Origin of the sequence: Pseudomonas borbori (assembly GCF_900115555.1) — a bacterium.
Taxonomy (GTDB): domain Bacteria; phylum Pseudomonadota; class Gammaproteobacteria; order Pseudomonadales; family Pseudomonadaceae; genus Aquipseudomonas; species Aquipseudomonas borbori.
The window spans coordinates 72,890-89,244 of sequence record NZ_FOWX01000023.1; the positions used below are offsets into that span (position 1 = coordinate 72,890).

Annotated in this window: 16 protein-coding genes and 1 tRNA gene; 8 read left to right on the plus strand and 9 right to left on the minus strand. The window is 62.3% G+C overall.

The genetic code is table 11. The features are described 5' to 3' along the window. Positions 1 to 36: 36 nt before the first annotated feature. On the minus strand, positions 37 to 663 hold the full coding sequence (gene ycaC, locus BM315_RS16600) for an isochorismate family cysteine hydrolase YcaC (RefSeq protein WP_090502981.1): 627 nt from the start codon (positions 661 to 663) through the stop codon (positions 37 to 39). A 72-nt stretch (positions 664 to 735) separates the two neighbouring features. Continuing rightward, positions 736 to 1,602: a pirin family protein gene (locus tag BM315_RS16605; protein ID WP_090502983.1), complete on the minus strand. Its 867-nt coding sequence runs from the start codon at positions 1,600 to 1,602 to the stop codon at positions 736 to 738. 99 nt (positions 1,603 to 1,701) lie between these two features. On the opposite strand from BM315_RS16605, the gene BM315_RS16610 reads away from it, so the two are divergent. The 3 genes from BM315_RS16610 (at position 1,702) to BM315_RS16620 (ending at position 4,398) form a co-directional block, all read left to right on the plus strand. Then, on the plus strand, positions 1,702 to 2,595 hold the full coding sequence (locus tag BM315_RS16610; RefSeq protein WP_090502985.1) for a LysR family transcriptional regulator: 894 nt from the start codon (positions 1,702 to 1,704) through the stop codon (positions 2,593 to 2,595). Between the two features lie 115 nt (positions 2,596 to 2,710). Further along, a complete protein-coding gene (locus BM315_RS16615; RefSeq protein ID WP_090502986.1) occupies positions 2,711 to 3,640 on the plus strand; it encodes an ABC transporter ATP-binding protein in 930 nt (309 codons plus the stop codon). Further along, positions 3,637 to 4,398, plus strand: coding sequence for an ABC transporter permease (locus BM315_RS16620; RefSeq protein WP_090502988.1), 762 nt, complete (start codon positions 3,637 to 3,639; stop codon positions 4,396 to 4,398). Before BM315_RS16615 ends, BM315_RS16620 begins: the two co-directional genes overlap by 4 nt. A gap of 287 nt (positions 4,399 to 4,685) precedes the next feature. On the opposite strand, the gene BM315_RS16625 is transcribed toward BM315_RS16620, so the two are convergent. From BM315_RS16625 to BM315_RS16645, 5 genes are all read right to left on the minus strand, one after another. Then, positions 4,686 to 4,759 (minus strand) — tRNA-Gly (locus BM315_RS16625). A 94-nt stretch (positions 4,760 to 4,853) separates the two neighbouring features. After that, complete coding sequence (locus tag BM315_RS16630) at positions 4,854 to 5,738, minus strand: alpha/beta fold hydrolase (RefSeq protein ID WP_090502990.1); 885 nt, start codon at positions 5,736 to 5,738, stop codon at positions 4,854 to 4,856. A gap of 400 nt (positions 5,739 to 6,138) precedes the next feature. Beyond that, the gene (locus tag BM315_RS16635) at positions 6,139 to 6,840 is read right to left on the minus strand and encodes a pseudouridine synthase (protein ID WP_090502992.1); all 702 of its coding nucleotides are present in this window, start codon (positions 6,838 to 6,840) and stop codon (positions 6,139 to 6,141) included. A 2-nt stretch (positions 6,841 to 6,842) separates the two neighbouring features. Further along, entirely contained in the window at positions 6,843 to 7,055 is a 213-nt protein-coding gene (locus BM315_RS16640; protein WP_090502994.1) for a cysteine-rich CWC family protein, read from the minus strand. Further along, positions 7,052 to 8,524 carry a sensor domain-containing diguanylate cyclase gene (locus BM315_RS16645; protein WP_090502996.1) on the minus strand — a complete coding sequence of 491 codons (1,473 nt, stop codon included), beginning with the start codon at positions 8,522 to 8,524 and terminating at the stop codon, positions 7,052 to 7,054. Before BM315_RS16645 ends, BM315_RS16640 begins: the two co-directional genes overlap by 4 nt. 299 nt (positions 8,525 to 8,823) lie before the next feature. On the opposite strand from BM315_RS16645, the gene BM315_RS24695 reads away from it, so the two are divergent. The 5 genes from BM315_RS24695 (at position 8,824) to lapD (ending at position 12,768) form a co-directional block, all read left to right on the plus strand. Further along, on the plus strand, positions 8,824 to 8,997 hold the full coding sequence (locus BM315_RS24695; RefSeq protein WP_170862238.1) for a hypothetical protein: 174 nt from the start codon (positions 8,824 to 8,826) through the stop codon (positions 8,995 to 8,997). A gap of 35 nt (positions 8,998 to 9,032) precedes the next feature. After that, positions 9,033 to 9,149 carry a hypothetical protein gene (locus BM315_RS25535; RefSeq protein ID WP_372876474.1) on the plus strand — a complete coding sequence of 39 codons (117 nt, stop codon included), beginning with the start codon at positions 9,033 to 9,035 and terminating at the stop codon, positions 9,147 to 9,149. 101 nt (positions 9,150 to 9,250) lie between these two features. Next, positions 9,251 to 9,823 carry a hypothetical protein gene (locus tag BM315_RS16650; RefSeq protein ID WP_090502998.1) on the plus strand — a complete coding sequence of 191 codons (573 nt, stop codon included), beginning with the start codon at positions 9,251 to 9,253 and terminating at the stop codon, positions 9,821 to 9,823. Positions 9,824 to 10,121: 298 nt separating this feature from the next. Next, positions 10,122 to 10,811 carry a cysteine protease LapG gene (gene lapG, locus BM315_RS16655; RefSeq protein ID WP_425287794.1) on the plus strand — a complete coding sequence of 230 codons (690 nt, stop codon included), beginning with the start codon at positions 10,122 to 10,124 and terminating at the stop codon, positions 10,809 to 10,811. Positions 10,812 to 10,833: 22 nt separating this feature from the next. Next, on the plus strand, positions 10,834 to 12,768 hold the full coding sequence (gene lapD, locus BM315_RS16660) for a cyclic di-GMP receptor LapD (RefSeq protein WP_090503000.1): 1,935 nt from the start codon (positions 10,834 to 10,836) through the stop codon (positions 12,766 to 12,768). A gap of 54 nt (positions 12,769 to 12,822) precedes the next feature. Here the strand turns inward: lapD and BM315_RS16665 are convergent, their stop codons facing one another. Next, the gene (locus BM315_RS16665; RefSeq protein WP_090503002.1) at positions 12,823 to 13,161 is read right to left on the minus strand and encodes a tryptophan synthase subunit beta; all 339 of its coding nucleotides are present in this window, start codon (positions 13,159 to 13,161) and stop codon (positions 12,823 to 12,825) included. Positions 13,162 to 13,234: 73 nt separating this feature from the next. Further along, a partial coding sequence (locus BM315_RS16670; protein WP_141123967.1) for a beta strand repeat-containing protein occupies positions 13,235 to 16,355 on the minus strand: 3,121 nt, incomplete at its 5' end.

Genomic DNA, 16,355 nt, shown 5'->3' on the forward strand with positions numbered 1-16,355 from the left:
GAGCCCGCCCAGTGCTGCGCAGGCCCTGCGGCCGGCTTATTTGCCGGCGGTGAGGCTGGTATAGCTATTGATCAGGTTGCGGTAGTCGGGAATGTGATTGGAGAACAAGGTGCCGAGGCCTTCGACATCGTTACGCCAGTCGCGGTGCAGCTCGCAGGCGAGGCCGAACCAGGTCATCAGCTGGGCGCCGGATGCGGACATGCGCGCCCAGGCCGAATCGCGGGTGATCTCGTTGAAGGTACCGGAGGCGTCGGTGACCACGAAGACGTCGAAGCCGGCTTCGAGTGCCGACAGTGCAGGGAAGGCCACGCAGACCTCGGTGACTACTCCGGCGATGATCAGCTGCTTGCGCCCGGTGGCTTTCACCGCGGCGACGAAGTCCTCGTTGTCCCAGGCATTGATCTGGCCGGGGCGGGCGATATAGGGCGCATCCGGGAATTGTTGCTTGAGTTCCGGCACCAGCGGGCCGTTGGGGCCGTCCTCGAAGCTGGTGGTGAGGATGGTCGGCAATTTGAAGTAGCTGGCCAGGTCGGCCAGGGCCAGCACGTTGTTCTTGAACTTGTCCGGGTCGATATCGCGTACCAGCGACAGCAACCCGGTCTGGTGGTCGACCAGCAACACTGCGGCCTGGTCCTTGTCGAGACGTTTGTAGGGAGTGTTCATGGCAATGTCCTCTTGCTTGGGTAAGGCCGTTTGCCCTGCGGCGCGCGGCGGGGAAACTGAAGTGCGGGCGATTTACGCCGGGAGCTGGCCGAACGCGCCGCTGCGCAGATCGGCGAGCGCCTGGTCGATCTCGGCCTGGCTGTTCATCACGAAAGGGCCATAGCCGACTATCGGTTCGTCGATCGGTTCGCCGCTGAGCAACAGCACCAGGGCCTGGGTTTCGGCCTCCAGCAGCAATTCGTCGCCGGCGCGATCGAACAGCACCATTTGCGCCTCGCCAACCGCCTGGCCGCTATTTACCTGCACCCTGCCGCGCAGCACGATCAGCGCCGTGCTGCGCCCTTCGACAACAGGCAAGCGCACTGGCTTATGGGCATTCAGGCGGACGTCCCACACGTCCATTGGCGTGAAGGTCTGGGCAGGCCCGCGCTGGCCGGCGAACTCACCGGCAATCAAACGCAGCTGGCCGGCATCGTCTGCCAACGGCAGCACCGGAATATCCTGGCTGAGCAGCGTCTGGTAGCCCGGCGCAGCCGACTTGTCGCGGGCCGGCAGGTTGACCCAGAGCTGCACCATTTCCAGGGTGCCGCCTTTTGCGCTAAAGGCCGCCGAGTGGAATTCCTCGTGCAGGATGCCCGAGGCCGCGGTCATCCATTGCACGTCGCCGGGGCCGATCAGGCCACCGCTGCCGGTCGAGTCACGGTGCTCCAGCTCACCCTGATAGACGATGGTCACCGTCTCGAAACCGCGGTGTGGGTGCTGGCCGACGCCGCGGCGTTGCTGCGTGGGGGAGAACTCGTGGGGGCCGGCATAGTCGAGCAGCAGGAAGGGGCTGATGTGTTGGCCCAGGCTGTCGTAGGAGAACAGCGAGCGCACCGGAAAACCGTCGCCGACCCAGTGTTGTTGGTTGTTGCTATAGAGACCGAGAATCTTCTTCATGGCGTGCCTCCTTGAGTGCATGGAACACACTGTAGAAGTGCGGCGCTTGGATCGCTAGACCGCCTGATTTAGTCTCAGCGTTCTATTTGGAGAACGCTGATGGACGATCTCAACGACCTCTACTACTTCGCCCAGGTGGTCGAGCACGGTGGTTTCGCCGCCGCCGGCCGGGCGCTGAATATGCCCAAGTCCAAGCTCAGCCGGCGTATCGCCCTGCTCGAAGAACGCCTCGGGGTACGTCTGCTGCAGCGCTCGCCGCGGCATTTCTCGGTGACCGAACTGGGCCAGGAATACCAGCGCCATTGCCAGGCCATGCTGGTCGAGGCGCAGGCCGCGCGGGAGGCGATCGAACGCACTCGTTCGCAACCCCAGGGCCTGGTGCGCATGAGTTGTCCGACCACCTTGCTGCAGTACCGGGTGGCCGATCTGCTCAGTCGCTTTATGCTCGAGTACCCCAAGGTCCAGGTGCAGCTGGAGGCCACCAATAGGCGCGTCGATGTGCTTGGCGAAGGACTCGACCTGGCCCTGCGGGTGCGTTTCCCACCGCTGGAAAGCAGTGACCTGGTGATGCGCGTGCTGGCAGACAGCCCGCAACGGCTGGTGGCCAGCCCGGAATTTATGCAAGGCCGCGCATTACCCCTGCTGCCCGCCGACCTGAGCGGCCTGCCGAGCCTGGACTGGGGCCCGCCCCGCGAGCACAGCTGGTGCCTGGAAGGGCCCGCCGGCGCCACCGCCGAGGTGCGGCACCGGCCGCGCCTGATCAGTGACGATATGTCCGCCTTGCGCCGGGCGGCCCTATATGGTGTCGGCGTGGTGCAGTTGCCGTGCATGGTGGTGGAACGCGATCTGGCGGCTGGGCGTTTGCTCGACATCATCCCGCACTGGGCGCCACGCGGCGGTATGGTGCATGCGGTGTTCCCCTCAAGGCGCGGCCTGCTGCCCTCGGTGCGCAGTCTGATCGATTTTCTTGCGGAGCAGATGCCCATCTCCTGACCGCGGCCGCATCCCAACCGCAAGCGCCCGAGGTGAAAACCCCACGCGGCACTTGCATGCCACCACCCTGGATTACATACACTCTGCCTTTCTCTTCTCCAGGCAAGGCCATTCCGTGCAACCGGTGATCTCGATCCAGCAACTGAACAAGACCTACGCCTCCGGCCACCCGGCGCTGCAGAGCATCGACCTGGATATCCGCAAGGGCGAGATATTCGCCCTGCTCGGCCCCAACGGCGCCGGCAAGACCACCCTGATCAGCATCATCTGCGGCATCGTCAACCCGGGCAGCGGCAGGGTGCTGGTCGACGGCCACGACATCATCAAGGACTACCGCGCGGCGCGGGCGCAGATCGGCCTGGTGCCCCAGGAGCTGGTCAGCGACGTGTTCGAGACGGTCTGGGCCACGGTCAAGTTCAGCCGCGGGCTGTTCGGCAAGAAGGCCGATCCCGCCTACCTGGAGCGCCTGCTGCGCGACCTGTCGCTGTGGGACAAGCGCGACGCCAAGATCATGGAACTGTCCGGCGGCATGAAGCGCCGGGTGATGATCGCCAAGGCGCTGTCCCACGAACCGCAGATCCTGTTTCTCGACGAGCCCACGGCCGGGGTCGACGTCGAGCTGCGCCGCGACATGTGGAACATGGTCCGTGGCCTGCGCGCGCGCGGGGTGACCATCATCCTCACCACCCACTACATCGAGGAGGCCGAGGAGATGGCCGACCGCATCGGGGTGATCAGCAAGGGCCGGATCATCCTGGTCGAGGACAAGCAGGCGCTGATGCACAAGCTCGGCAAGAAGCAGCTGACCCTGCAGCTGCAACAGCCGCTGGCCAGCCTGCCGGCGGAACTCAATGGACACCGCCTGGAACTGGCGGACGAGGGCCACGCCCTGGTGTTCACCTTCGACGCCCAGCGCGAGCACACCGGCATCGCCGAACTGCTCAAGGACCTGGCCCAGCACGGCATCGACTTCAAGGACCTGCAGTCCAGCCAGAGCTCGCTGGAAGAAATATTCGTCAATTTGGTGCGGGAGGCACGGGCATGAATTTCTACGCGATCCGCGCCATCTACCTGTTCGAACTGGCGCGCACCTGGCGCACCCTGTTGCAGAGCATCGCCACCCCGGTGATCAGCACCTCGCTGTACTTCGTGGTGTTCGGCTCGGCCATCGGGTCGAGCATGACCCAGGTGCAGGGCGTCAGCTACGGCGCCTTCATCGTGCCCGGGCTGATCATGCTGGCGCTGCTTACCGAGAGCATCTCCAACGCCTCGTTCGGCATCTACATGCCCAAGTATTCCGGGAGCATCTACGAGCTGCTCTCGGCGCCGGTGTCCTACCTGGAGATCCTCATCGGCTACGTCGGTGCGGCGGCGACCAAGTCGGTCGTGCTGGGCCTGGTGATCCTGGTCACGGCGCGGCTGTTCGTCGACTACCAGATCCTCCATCCCTTCTGGATGCTGGCCCTGCTGGTGCTCACCGCGCTGACCTTCAGCCTGTTCGGCTTCATCATCGGCGTCTGGGCCGACGGCTGGGAGAAATTGCAGATAGTCCCGGCGCTGATCGTCACCCCGCTGACCTTCCTCGGCGGCAGTTTCTACTCGATCAGCATGCTGCCGCCGGCGTGGCAGACGGTGACCCTGTTCAACCCTGTGGTGTACCTGATCAGCGCCTTCCGCTGGAGCTTCTACGGCGTCTCCGACGTCAATGTGGCGCTGAGCCTGGGGATGATCTTCGGCTTTTTGCTGCTGTGCGTGCTCGCCGTCGGCTGGATCTTCAAGACCGGTTACCGGCTGAAGAGCTGAGAGGCCGCCGGGCATCGCGCCAGGGGCGGTTCTCCCGTAAAGGCAGGCGGGTAGCGCAACTGCAGGCCGGGGCGAAAGCGGACATGGTCCGCTCCATCCAGCCAAATGAGTGGTGGACAGGTGTTGCAGTCAAGCAGTCGCAGTGCGAGCGGTTCTGGCGCTCGGACAGATGGCCATGGGTGAGGGGCTGAGCCAGGAAAATGGAGTGCCCAGAAACAAGAAAACCGGCGCAAGGGCCGGTTTCTAGGGGCTTTCACCGCATGCCTGGGCATGTCGGAATATGAGACTGGAGCGGGCGAAGGGAATCGAACCCTCGTTATCAGCTTGGGAAGCTGGAGTAATGCCATTATACGACGCCCGCTTGGGGGAGCCTTTATACCGGAAGTCGCGGCTGAAATGAAGTCCGCGCCGAGTGCTTTTTCGTGCGACTCGGTGCGGATGGGCCAGGGTGTGGTTCATATGGCCAGCGCATGCTGCATGTCTAGCTGCGCACGGTAGCCGGTTTGGCGCTGCGGTTGGCTTTGCAGGAAGCTCAGCAGTACCTCACTGCATTGCTGCCACGCCGCTTTGTGTTCCATGTCGAGGAAGTGCCCGGCATTGTCGATGATGGCGAACTTGCATTCGCCGAGGTGCTCGGCGAATACGCGCACGTCTTCGGGCGAGGTGTATTCGTCGTGTTCGCCATTGACGAACAGCACCGGAATATCGACGCCCGCCAGGCATTCCATCTGGCAATGGGTTTCCAGGTGCACGACCTGGTCGACATGGGCGTGCATCTGGCGGTATTCGTGTTCGTCCAGGCTGCTGATGTGGCGATGGTTGAAACGCTTGAACAGCGACGGCAGGTGCTTGCCGATGGTGTTGTTGACCAGGTGGCCCAGACCTACGCCATCCAGGGCGTGCAGGCTGGCCAAGCCTTTTTCCAGGTAGTCGAGCATCGGTTCGTTGAGCAGCGGCGAGAACGAGGTGATCACCGCTTTTTCGATACGCGCAGGGCGCTGCCCCAGAGCCAGCATGGCAGCGACGCCCCCCCAGGAGAACGACTGCAGGTAGTCGACTTTGAAATGCTCGATCAGCTCCAGCAGGATGTGCGCTTCGTCTTCCTTGGTCAGCGGCTGATTGTGGCTGTTGTGCGGTTTCGATTGGCCGGCGTAAGGCTGATCGTAGAGCACCACGTTGAATTGGGTGCTCAGGTATTTGACCGTCTGGGCGAATGCGGCAGTGGTCGACAGCGAGCCGTTGACCAGGATGATGGTCTTGCGGGCGCTGGGGCTGGAGTAAAACTCGGTGTGAACCTTGTAAGTTCCGTGAATATCGACGACAGCGATGGTTGGCTGCATGTTGTTTCTCCAGGCGCAAATTGACCATGGCAAGCGGCGGGGCAGGGCCGTTTACCGAGCAAGTAGGACAGATAGCAAAGCGCCTGGACATGACAAGCGAATGTCAGGCTGGAGGTTTTTATAAGAATTATTTTTCGATCGGTAAGGGCTGGAATAGAGCATCCGCACCAGCCTTTTCACGGGGCTGGAGCGATGTCGTGTTACCAGGCAGGAACCCTTTCGCGCAGAGCGCAAGTTACCGAAAGAATGCTTAGATGGCTTTTCGTGACTATCCGGTCACTTCAAGACCTTGTGGTTGGATTTAAGCAGTGGTCCCCGGTGCTGGCAAGGCTTAATTCGGTTAGTGCGCTACCGTTTATCGGTTAGCCTGCTAAGGATGTGACTCAGTGCGAAAACGCCGTCAGTGATTGGCAAAGCCGGCTATTTCTTCGGCCGTCAAGGCGCGGTACTGACCGGGGCAGAGTCGTTCATCGAGCTGGATCGCGCCCACGCTGAGGCGGTGCAAACCGACGACCTTGTTCTGGAAGTGGCCGAACATGCGCTTGACCTGGTGATAGCGGCCCTCGTAGAGGGTCAGGCGTGCCTGGCGCGGGGCGAGGATCTGCAGTTCGGCGGGGCGGGTCACCAGGTCTTCGAAGCGAAAGTACAGGCCGCGGGCGAAGGCCTCGATGCAGGCCGGGTCGATAGGGTCTTCGCTATCGACCAGATAGACCTTGGGTTGTTTGCCGCTCGGCGCGGTCACCCGGCGCGACCATTGGCCGTCGTTGGTGATCAGCAGCAGGCCGCTGGTGTTGAGGTCCAGGCGCCCAGCCAGGTGCAGTTCATGCTTGTCCGGTGCGTCGAGCAGGTCGAGTACGGTGCGATGTTCGGGATGCTCGGTGGCGCTGACCACGCCGACGGGTTTGTGCAGCATGAAGTAGCGTGCGGCTTTGCCGGCCTGCAACACCTCGGCATCGAGTTCGATGCAACTGAAGACCCGCACTTGGTCGCGGCCGTCGCGACTGACCTGGCCATCCACGCGCACGCGGCCACTAGCGAGCAGTTGGCGCACGTCCTGGCGGTTGAAGCGCGGCAGGTTGCTGAGGAAGCGGTCGAGACGCATGGCTAGTCGGCGGCTGATTGTGGTTTGGGCGGCGCCAGGCCCCGGGCGCAGGCGGGACACAGGCAGGCGCGGTTGCGCTGCTCGGGCGCCAGGCTGTCGAGCACCCCGGGGTCGATAGCGGCGCTGAAACACCAGCAGTCGCTCACGGGCGTGGCGGACTCGGCCTGGGCGCACTGGTTGCGCCGGCCGCAGCACGGGCAGCGGCTGGGGTTCATGCGCTGGCTTCGCAGGTGCGGTTGCGCCCGGACTGTTTGGCGCGATAGAGGGCGCGGTCGGTACGGGCGAGCAGCTCGCTGAGCGAGTCGTCCTGGTGCAGTTCGGCCAGGCCAATGCTGGTGGTGATGTGCAGGCTGGCACCTTTGTAGCTGAAGCGGCTGTGCTCGGTCTGCTGGCGGATTTTCTCGGCCAGCAGACGCGCCTGCTCGGGCGAGGTGTCCTTGAGCAGCAGGATGAATTCTTCACCGCCCCAGCGGCAGATGATGTCGGACTGACGCAGGTTGTCGCGCAGCTTGCTGGCGAAGCCGCGCAGCACTTCGTCGCCGGCCAGATGGCCGTGGCTGTCGTTGAGGTCCTTGAAATTGTCCAGGTCGAGCAGCAGGGCGCAGAGCGGGCTGGGATTGCGTCGCGCTTCCTGGATCGCCTGGTTGGCCAGCAGGTCAAAGCCGCGGCGATTGAGCAACTCGGTCAGTTGATCAGTGGTGGCCAGGGCGGCGATGCGCGCCTGGTAACGACGCAGGACAATGCTGACCAGGATCAGGACGATGGCGGTGACCACCAGGCAGATCAGCAGGTTGAGGTACAGCGATTGGCGAATGCCGGCCAGCGCCCCGGTTTCGTGCTTGTCGACGAACAGGTACCAATCCAGCTCGGGAATGAAGCGCACGTTGAGAAAGTGACCGCGGCCGTGTTCCTGATACTCGAAGTCGCCGCTTTGCGGCTGTGGCAGTTTCGCCTGGAGATCTTCCAGCCCCGCCACCTCACTGAGTGACTGGCCAACCCTGGCGCCCATCGGCCCGCCCGTAGCGCCGGTGAGCACGATGCGGCCGTCGGTATCGACGAAGTACACGCTGCGGTCGTAGCGCACCTGATAGTCATCGATCAGCTTGACCACCGCGTCCACGGTCAGGCCGACGCCGGTGGCGCCGATAAAGCGCTTGTCGTAGTCGAACACCTGGTAATTGATGAAGACGGTCAGGCGATCCTGGTTGGCCATGTCGATATCGACATTGATTTCGTAGGGCTCCTGCATATCGCGCACGCGGAAGTACCAGCTGTCGCGCGGCTCCTGTGGGTCGACACGCTTGAGCACGCCCTTGGCCTGGTAGTAGGTGTGGGTCTGGTCGGAGACGAAGAAGCTGGTCACGGCGCCATAATGCTCCTGCACCTCGCGCAGGTAGCGGGTCATCTGGGCGACATCCTGCTCGCCGCTCATCACCCAGTCGCGGACGAAGGTGTCGCGGGCCATCATCGAGGAGATCAGCACCGGCGTGACCAGGTCCTTCTGGATCTCCGAGTAGACGTTGTCCGAGGTCAGCGGCAGTTCGGTGTTGACGATGTTGTCGCGGATCGATTCGAGCGCGGCGTAGTAGCTGGCCAGCGAGGTGGCGAGGAAGCCGCAGCCGAGCAATACCAGCAGCAGCAGGACCAGGGGACGTTGACTGATGGTCGAGGGGACGGACGACATGCAAGGTTCTGCTCACGAAATGATGGCGCCATGCTAGCGTGCAATCGGCATGGCGTCACCGGCTGGCAGCGTTAGACGATAGTGGCCGGGTGTCCGCCCCCCTGTCATGCGGGCGGCGTGGATCAACTCTTTGTAGCTGCCGTGCTGCTGCGCGCGGCAAGGGGGCGCGATTGCCGTGGCGTGCTGCATTGCGGGACAGGAACGTCCGCCTGCATTCAGTGTCGGATCTAGTGATTACGGCAATTCAATGCAGCAACTGCAGTGCCGCTGGCCTGCGGTCGATCCTGGGAGTCGCGCAAATGCGTATTTTAACTGTGATGGTTGTAGTGTTGCTGCTCGGCGGTTGCAGCATCAGTGCTCCTGGCGTGCATGCGCGCATTGGCGAGCCGGTGCGGGTATATGTAGACGGCTATGACGGTGGGCATGGTGGAGGGTTCTGCCCGCCGGGCCTGCGTATGCAGGGGCGCTGCTAATGAGAACCTGTCTAAGTTTGTTGCTCATCGCAATTATGGCCGTCAGCGTGCAGGCCTGCAGTCTGCGTTTGCCCGGGATCGGCATCGATATCGGTGACAGCGGCGGCCCGCCGCATTGCCCACCCGGGCAGGCCAAGAAAGGCCGCTGCTAACCCGGCACTTTCGGCCCAGGCCAGTTGTCCAATATTTCAAGAGGGTACCCGGAAGGCCAGCAGTCGCTGGCCTTCCTCTTATCGTACTCACGGAGGTCACCATGCTCCATAAAGCCATGCTTGTTGCCCTGCTAGGGCTGTTTCTGACCGGTTGTGCGGTGTATGGCGACGGCCACGGCTACTCGGGTTATGACCGTCATTATTATTCGGACAGCCACTATCGGGTGCAGCGCTACCCGGTGTATGTCGCCCCGCGGCACTACTCCGGTGACCACCGTTACCAGCAGCGCCGTTACGATGATCGTCGCTATGATCAGCGTCGCTACCTGCCGGCACCGCAGCCGCGTTACTACAATCATGACCGTCGCGTCGAACAGCGTCATGACGGACGCCGCGATCAGCGTCATGAGGGTCGTCGCGATCAGCGCCGCCAGGACTACCGCGCTACGCAATCGCGCCAGGGCTGGGACGGCAGGCAGCATAATCAACACAAGCAGCATCGCTCGTCGAACCAGCAACAGCACCGCCAGGACTACCGCGCTGCGCAATCGCGGCAGGGCTGGGATGGCAGGCAGAACAATCAGCATAAGCAACAACAACGCTCGTCGAACCAGCAGCGTGATCAAGGTTCGCGCGGCGGTGATCGCCGCGGCTGGGAGCGTCAGCACAACTAGTTGAACTGCCTCAGGCTCGGCGGGCGTCACCTGCGCGCCGAGCCCCTGAAGACGTCCTGGCGACGGTGTTGGATAGGTTCACACCCCCAGGCTTCGCGCCTGGCGCAGCACTTTCGAGAGCCCCAGCCTTCTCTCCGCATGTCCTCGATCTGCCGGTTACTTTGCGCTCATCAGCCGCGCCGATGGCGGGTTCAACGCGCCCCTCCTCTAGGCTGTCCCCGCATGATGGCAGTTGGCAATTGTGTTTTGCCTGCGTCGCCCGCAACATGGCGCGGGCCTGACGTGTGGAATCCTCAGTTTGCAGACCGGTCGTATCGAAGTAGTGCGCGCGTATCGTCGCCGGCCATGGCTGGCGGCCGGGCTGGTGGCCGTGTTGCTGGCCTGCGGCGCGTTGCAGGCCGACTGGGATTTCAATCTGATCAGCAAGCGCGCCGAGCAGTTGTACGGACCGCTCGGGCAGGGCCGTGGCCGCATCGATGATTGGCAACGACTGCTGCAGGCGCAGGTTGGGGGCAGCGAAATGGAGCAGCTGCAAGCGGTCAACCGCTTCTTCAACCTGCGCCTGCGTTTTCGCGACGATATCCAGATTTGGAAGGTCAACGATTACTGGGCCACGCCCGTCGAGGCGCTGTTTCGCGGTGCCGCCGATTGCGAGGATTATGCCCTCGCCAAGTACTTCAGCCTGCGCCAGCTGGGTGTACCGAGTGAAAAGCTGCGCATCACCTACGTCAAGGCCGTACGCCTGAATCAGGCGCACATGGTGCTCACCTATTACCAGCACCCCCAGGCCATACCGCTGGTGCTGGATAACCTGATCGATGCCATCGAGCCTGCCAGCCGGCGCAGCGACCTGGTGCCTGTCTATGCCTTCAACGCCGAGGGGCTGTGGCTGCCCGGTGCCGGCGGCGGCAAGCAAGTCGGGGACAGCAAGCGCCTGTCGCGCTGGCAGGATCTGTTGAAGAAAATGCGGGACGAAGGCTTCCCTTGAAAGCGACCCGAAGGAGTGGTTGATGTCACTGTTCAAGCAATTGTTTATCGCCATCTGCGTGCTGATGCTGGTGAGTTTCACCGGCAGTTTTCTGGTCAGCGTGGAGAGTTCGCGCGAGCAACAGGTCAACCAACTGCGTGCCCATGCCCAGGATACGGCGACCGCACTGGGGTTGTCGCTGAGTCCGCACGTCAAGGATATGGCGATGATCGAGCTGATGGTCAGCTCGGTTTTCGACAGTGGCTATTTCGAGAGCATCGAGGTGATCGACCCGGCGAGTGGGCAGGTGCTGGTCGAGCGCACTGGTGTGCCGGTCAGCGGGGAAGCGCCGCACTGGTTCGCCAGCCTGGTGGATCTGGCGCCCGCCAGCGGCGATGCCATCGTCAGCGATGGCTGGCGTCAGGCGGCGCGGGTGCAGGTGGTCAGCCATCCGCTATTCGCCGTCGGCAAGCTGTGGCAAAGCGCGCTCGGCATCCTGCTGTGGCTGGCGCTCAGTGGCGTGCTCTGCATCGGTCTAGGCGTGCTGCTGCTCAAGCGCCAGCTGCGGCCGCTGGATTACATGGTCGAACAGTCCAACGCCATCGCCCGGCGTGAGTTTCTCAGCCTGCCCGAGCTGCCCAAGACGCCCGAGTTCCGGCGGGTGGTCAATGCAATGAACCAGATGGTCGAGAAGCTCAAGGCGCTGTTCGCCGAGGAAGCCGCGCGCAGCGAGAAGCTGCGTGCCGAGGCCTATCAGGACAGCCTCACCGGGCTGGCCAACCGGCGCTACTTCGATCTGCAGCTGCAGGCGCGCGTGGGTGTCGATGAGCACGCCGGCAGCGGTTTCATGCTGCTGATGCGGGTCAACGACCTGGCCGGACTCAACCAGCGCCTGGGCGGCCAGCGTACCGACCAGTTGCTCAAGGCCATCGCCGTGCAGTTGCAGCAACTCAGCCAGGGCCGCTACCTGTTGGCGCGCAACCGCGGCGGCGAGTTTGCCGTGCTGGCCGCCGGTCTCGATCGCAATGAGGCGGAGCAATTGGCAGAAAGCCTGGATGGCGCCCTGGCCAGCCTGCAGCAGACCGGCGCCAGCGACTGCTCGCCGGTCGCGCATATCGGCATGACGGCCTTCGCCCCGGGCGATCAGCTCGCGGCTATTTATGCCGCGCTGGATACGGCGCTGGCCCAGGCCAGCAGTCAGAGCCTGCAGAGCTGGGCCTGCAGCGAGCACGACACGCAGCGGCCTGCCGCCGATGAGCGGCAGAGCTGGCATGACCTGCTGGATCAGGCGCTCAATCAGGGGCGCTTCCAGCTATACGTGCAGCCGGTGGTGAGTGCGGCTGATCCGGCGCAGGTGTTGCATCTCAAGGTGCTTGCGCGTCTGCTCGATGAACAGGACAACCCGGTGCCGGCGGGGCGTTTCCTGCCCTGGCTGGAGCGTTTCGGCTGGGCCACCCGTCTCGACCTGGCCATGCTCGACTGGGTCTTGGCCCAACTGCAGGGCAACAGCAGTTGCGTCGCCTTGAGTCTCTCCGGCAGCACCATTCGCGATCCACAGGCGCTACAGCAACTCTATGAACGGCTGCGTCAGCATGCGCACCTCGGCACTCGCCTGACCCTGGAGCTGGACGAAGACCAGTTGCCCGATGCCGCAGCCCTGGAAGCGCTGACCACGCGTCTGCGCAGCCTCGGCTTCGGTCTGGGGCTGCAGCACTTCGGCGGACGCTTCAGCATGATAGGCAACCTGGCCAAGCTTGGCCTCAGCTACCTCAAGGTCGATGGCAGCTATATCCGCGCCATCGACGCCGAGAACGACAAGCGCCTGTTCATCGAGGCCATGCAGCGCGCCGCCAACAGCATCGACCTGCCGCTGATTGCCGAGCGGGTCGAAACCGACGGCGAGTGGCAGGCCTTGCGCGACATGGGTATCGAGGGCGTGCAGGGCCGCTTGTTTGGCGAGCCGGGGCCCTGGGTATAGGCGAGCACAAAAAAACAGGAGCCGGCTCGCTGTGGCTCCTGCAGGGGGGACGTGTTAAATCAATCCGGATTCATCGTCATTGATCAGCCGATTCAACCCGCCAAGGGCGTCCCGCGCCTTGCTGCGGCCGACCAGTTTGCTCTGCGCCGCCTCGGGTAAGTCGGTAATCCGCACCACGCCTTTCTGGATCAGCACGGTGATCAAGTCTTCCAGCACCCGGATCATGTCCAGATCGCTCTGCTGGAGCTGCAGCAGGCTGTTTTCTACCGTCTGATTGGCAAACCAGGCCAACGCCTCCTGATCATCTGCGGCAAGCTCGCCATCCATGCCTGCGAACGGTGATGCCTGAACCTGTTGCAGATTGCCCCAGGTATCGCGTTTCACATACAACATCGAACACTCCTTAGCGCCAACGGATTCCCTCGAACGAAAACCTCGCTAACCGATGTTAGCGGGGTTTTGCTTGTCAGTCGTGGCTGACCTTTAGATCGCCACCCGCTATGAGCGTGTTGATGGTGTCGGATGCACTCAATGCGAAACCGCCTGCATTCTCCAGTTTGATCGTGATGTCAGCATTGCCGCCACTTCCATCGAGCAGACCGCTAGTGTTGATCTGCAAGGTCGAGGTCGCGGTGTCAACCCGCAGAAAACTCACTAAGTTATCTTCAGCCACATCGCTGAGCAGGTCGCTGAGGTCGATAACGTCCTCACCTTTGTTGAAGTCCTTGACTACATCGTTGCCGGTGTCACCAGCTCGCCAGACGAAAGTGTCTGCCCCAGCACCACCGGTCAGGGTGTCGTTGCCGCTAGCGCCGAGCAGGATGTCATCGCCCTCGCCGCCGATCAGGTTGTTATTGCCACTATCGCCGCCCAGTGCGGTTCCGCTAGCACCGGCCTGGACGCTATTGTCCGAGTCGAAAGTTATCAGCAGCGGCTGGCTGGCGCTGCTATCACTGTCGCCGTCCTGGGCGGTAACATTCAGGCTGATCTGCTGATCATAGGTGGCGGTCTGGCCGGTGATCGAGGTGATAGCCAGTTTGTAGGAGGTGCCACTAGCCGCGCCGAAGTTGACGGAGCTGAACTCGTACTCGCCGACATTGAGCTTGCTGGCGTCGATCGTCAACGAGGTTTTTCCGCCATTCACGCCGTTCAGCGTGCCGCTACCGACGATCTGGTTGGCAGAGTCGTAGGCTGTCCAGGTCAGTTGCTCATTACTGTCGAGTTTGTCGGTGGTCAGCGCAATGGCGCTCATGTTGGTGACTGCGCCAGTAGTCTTGTCACTGAAGGTGAAGGTGAGTACATCCCCAGTGTCGATTGCCTGGCCGTCACCCACACCAAAGCTATTGTTGCTTGTGTTGACTGTGTCGGCTGTTCCGTTGGCCGTAGCTGTGGCCAGCAGCGTGAAGTTACTACCAGTGCCCAGATCGTAGACTCCGGAGTTGCCGCCCGAGAGCTTGAAACTGTTGAAGGTCGAGCTGGAGGAGTCCAGGCTCACGTAGTTAGTGATCTGGTACTGGCCGCTGACCGGGCTCGCTGTCACTTTGAATACGTCGACGCCTTCGCTACTGACTGCCTTGAGCGAGCCGTCCAGCTCGGTCACATAGTGCAGCTTGGCGCCCTGATAGGTCAGGTAGCTCGAGGTGCTGATCACTACTCCAGCTTTGCTCAGCGTCGTGGCCAGAATATTGCCGCTGCCATCGACGGAAAGCCCGGACAACTGAATAGAGGAGCCACTTTGATCTGCGCCGAGGGACAGGTGAAGGTCTCCTATTGCGCTCGCTCCGATGCCGTCAAGCAGAACTGCCTGCATGGGGGTAGCCAGAAGCGGGCTGTCATCTTCGATGTTCACGGTCAGGATGCTGCTGGACGTGCTGCTGCCATCGTTGACGGTAATGGTGACGCCGAAGGATTTCAGATCTTCGCCGCTTCCTGCGTGATCGAGTGGCGCCAGCAGGTCAACGTTGTAGTTGCCCACGTTGTCGATGCTGATCAGCAGCGCAGTGACACCATTGACGGTGCCGGTGAGCTGGCTGGTGCCACTCCCGCTCCACTGCACAGGTTGGCCGCCGGAGCTCAGCGCCGTTGCCGGAGCAGTCAGGGAGAACGACAGGATGTCACTGTTTGCGTTGCTGATGTTCAGTGTGCCGCTGGCAGATGTGTTGTTAGTGGTATCGGTGGTGCCGGCGCTGTCGGCATTGGCGCCGCTGAGACCTTCCTCGGAAACATTGGCGGAAGCCGACGCTATTAGCAGTGCGACTTCCCCCGCGCCACTGACCTTGATCGTCAGGGTCGCTGTATCGGTGGCGCCATCGGCGTCAGTGATGGTGTAGGTGAATACTTCGTCGGCGACCTCGCCAGTATCCAAGTCCTGCACGGCAGCGCGGGTGTTATCCAGCGTATAGGTGTAGCTACCGCCTGCGTCGAGGGTCAAGGTGCCGTAGGTACCATTGATGACGCTAGCTACACCGCTGTTCGGCGCCGTAGCGGGGGTGCCAGCGGCGACCCCTATCACAGTCACGGCAGTGCCGTCTGGGTCATAGTCCTGGCCAGGAGTGCCGGGAGTCACATCTCCACTGATGGTTACTTGCGAGCTGTCGACAGGGGCCGCGGCGAATCCCCACATCTCTGCACCGGCAGAGACGACGCCGGTTACCGTGGCGGTACCTGCGACCAGATCGATCAGGTAGAGGTTGCCATCTGAGGTGCTGCCATAAATCGTCCCGACATCCGTTTGTGCCAGGTTGTAAAGCGTGCTGGGCAATCCCGTCATTACAGTGGTGACGGTGCCACTAGCAAGGTCCAGTTTCTCAATGGTTCCATTGCTGGTAGACAAATACAGTGAATTGTCTGTGAACAGCAGGTCTCCTGATGAGCCATGATCAAAACTCCCTACTGAAGTGGCAGTGCCGGTAGCAGTTGATAGCTCATAGACACCGCCACTGGTGTTGGCAGCGAACAGACGGCCATCCGGGCTGGTAACCAAGGCGTTTATCGGGCCTGCTCCAATCGACCCGATCAGGGTTGCACTGCCGGTGGTCGGGTCAATGCTGTACAGGCTGCCGAAGGTTGCACCGAACAGGTTCCCTGATGAATCCAGTGCGATATCGGTAAAGGTTTGGCCGGCATTGCCAATCAGAGTGCGAGTTCCCGTGGTTGGATCAAGGATGCCGATATTGCCGGAGTTATCGGAATAATAGAGTGCATTTGCGGGCAACTCGACAACCGTATTGATGTCATCAATGGCGATTGGCGCGGCGTTGAGGTTGTTGACGTTGACGGTGACCTGCGCGGTGTCGGACAGGCTGCCGTCGCTGGCGGTGACGGTCAGCACATGCTGGCTGGCGGTCTCGTAGTCGAGGCTCTTGCCGGTTGCGATGCTGATCGCGCCGGTGGCCGCATCGATGGCGAAGATGCCGTCGCCGTTGCCGTCGGTGATGCTGTAGCTGATGGTATCGCCATCGCGGTCCAGGTCGCTGTCGGTGAAGCTGTCGTCGACGTTGGTCACGGCGGTGCCGGCGGCGACGTTTTCGTCGAGGCTGACGACGGCATCGGCGATGGCCGGGGCGTTGTCGTTGAGGTTGTTGACG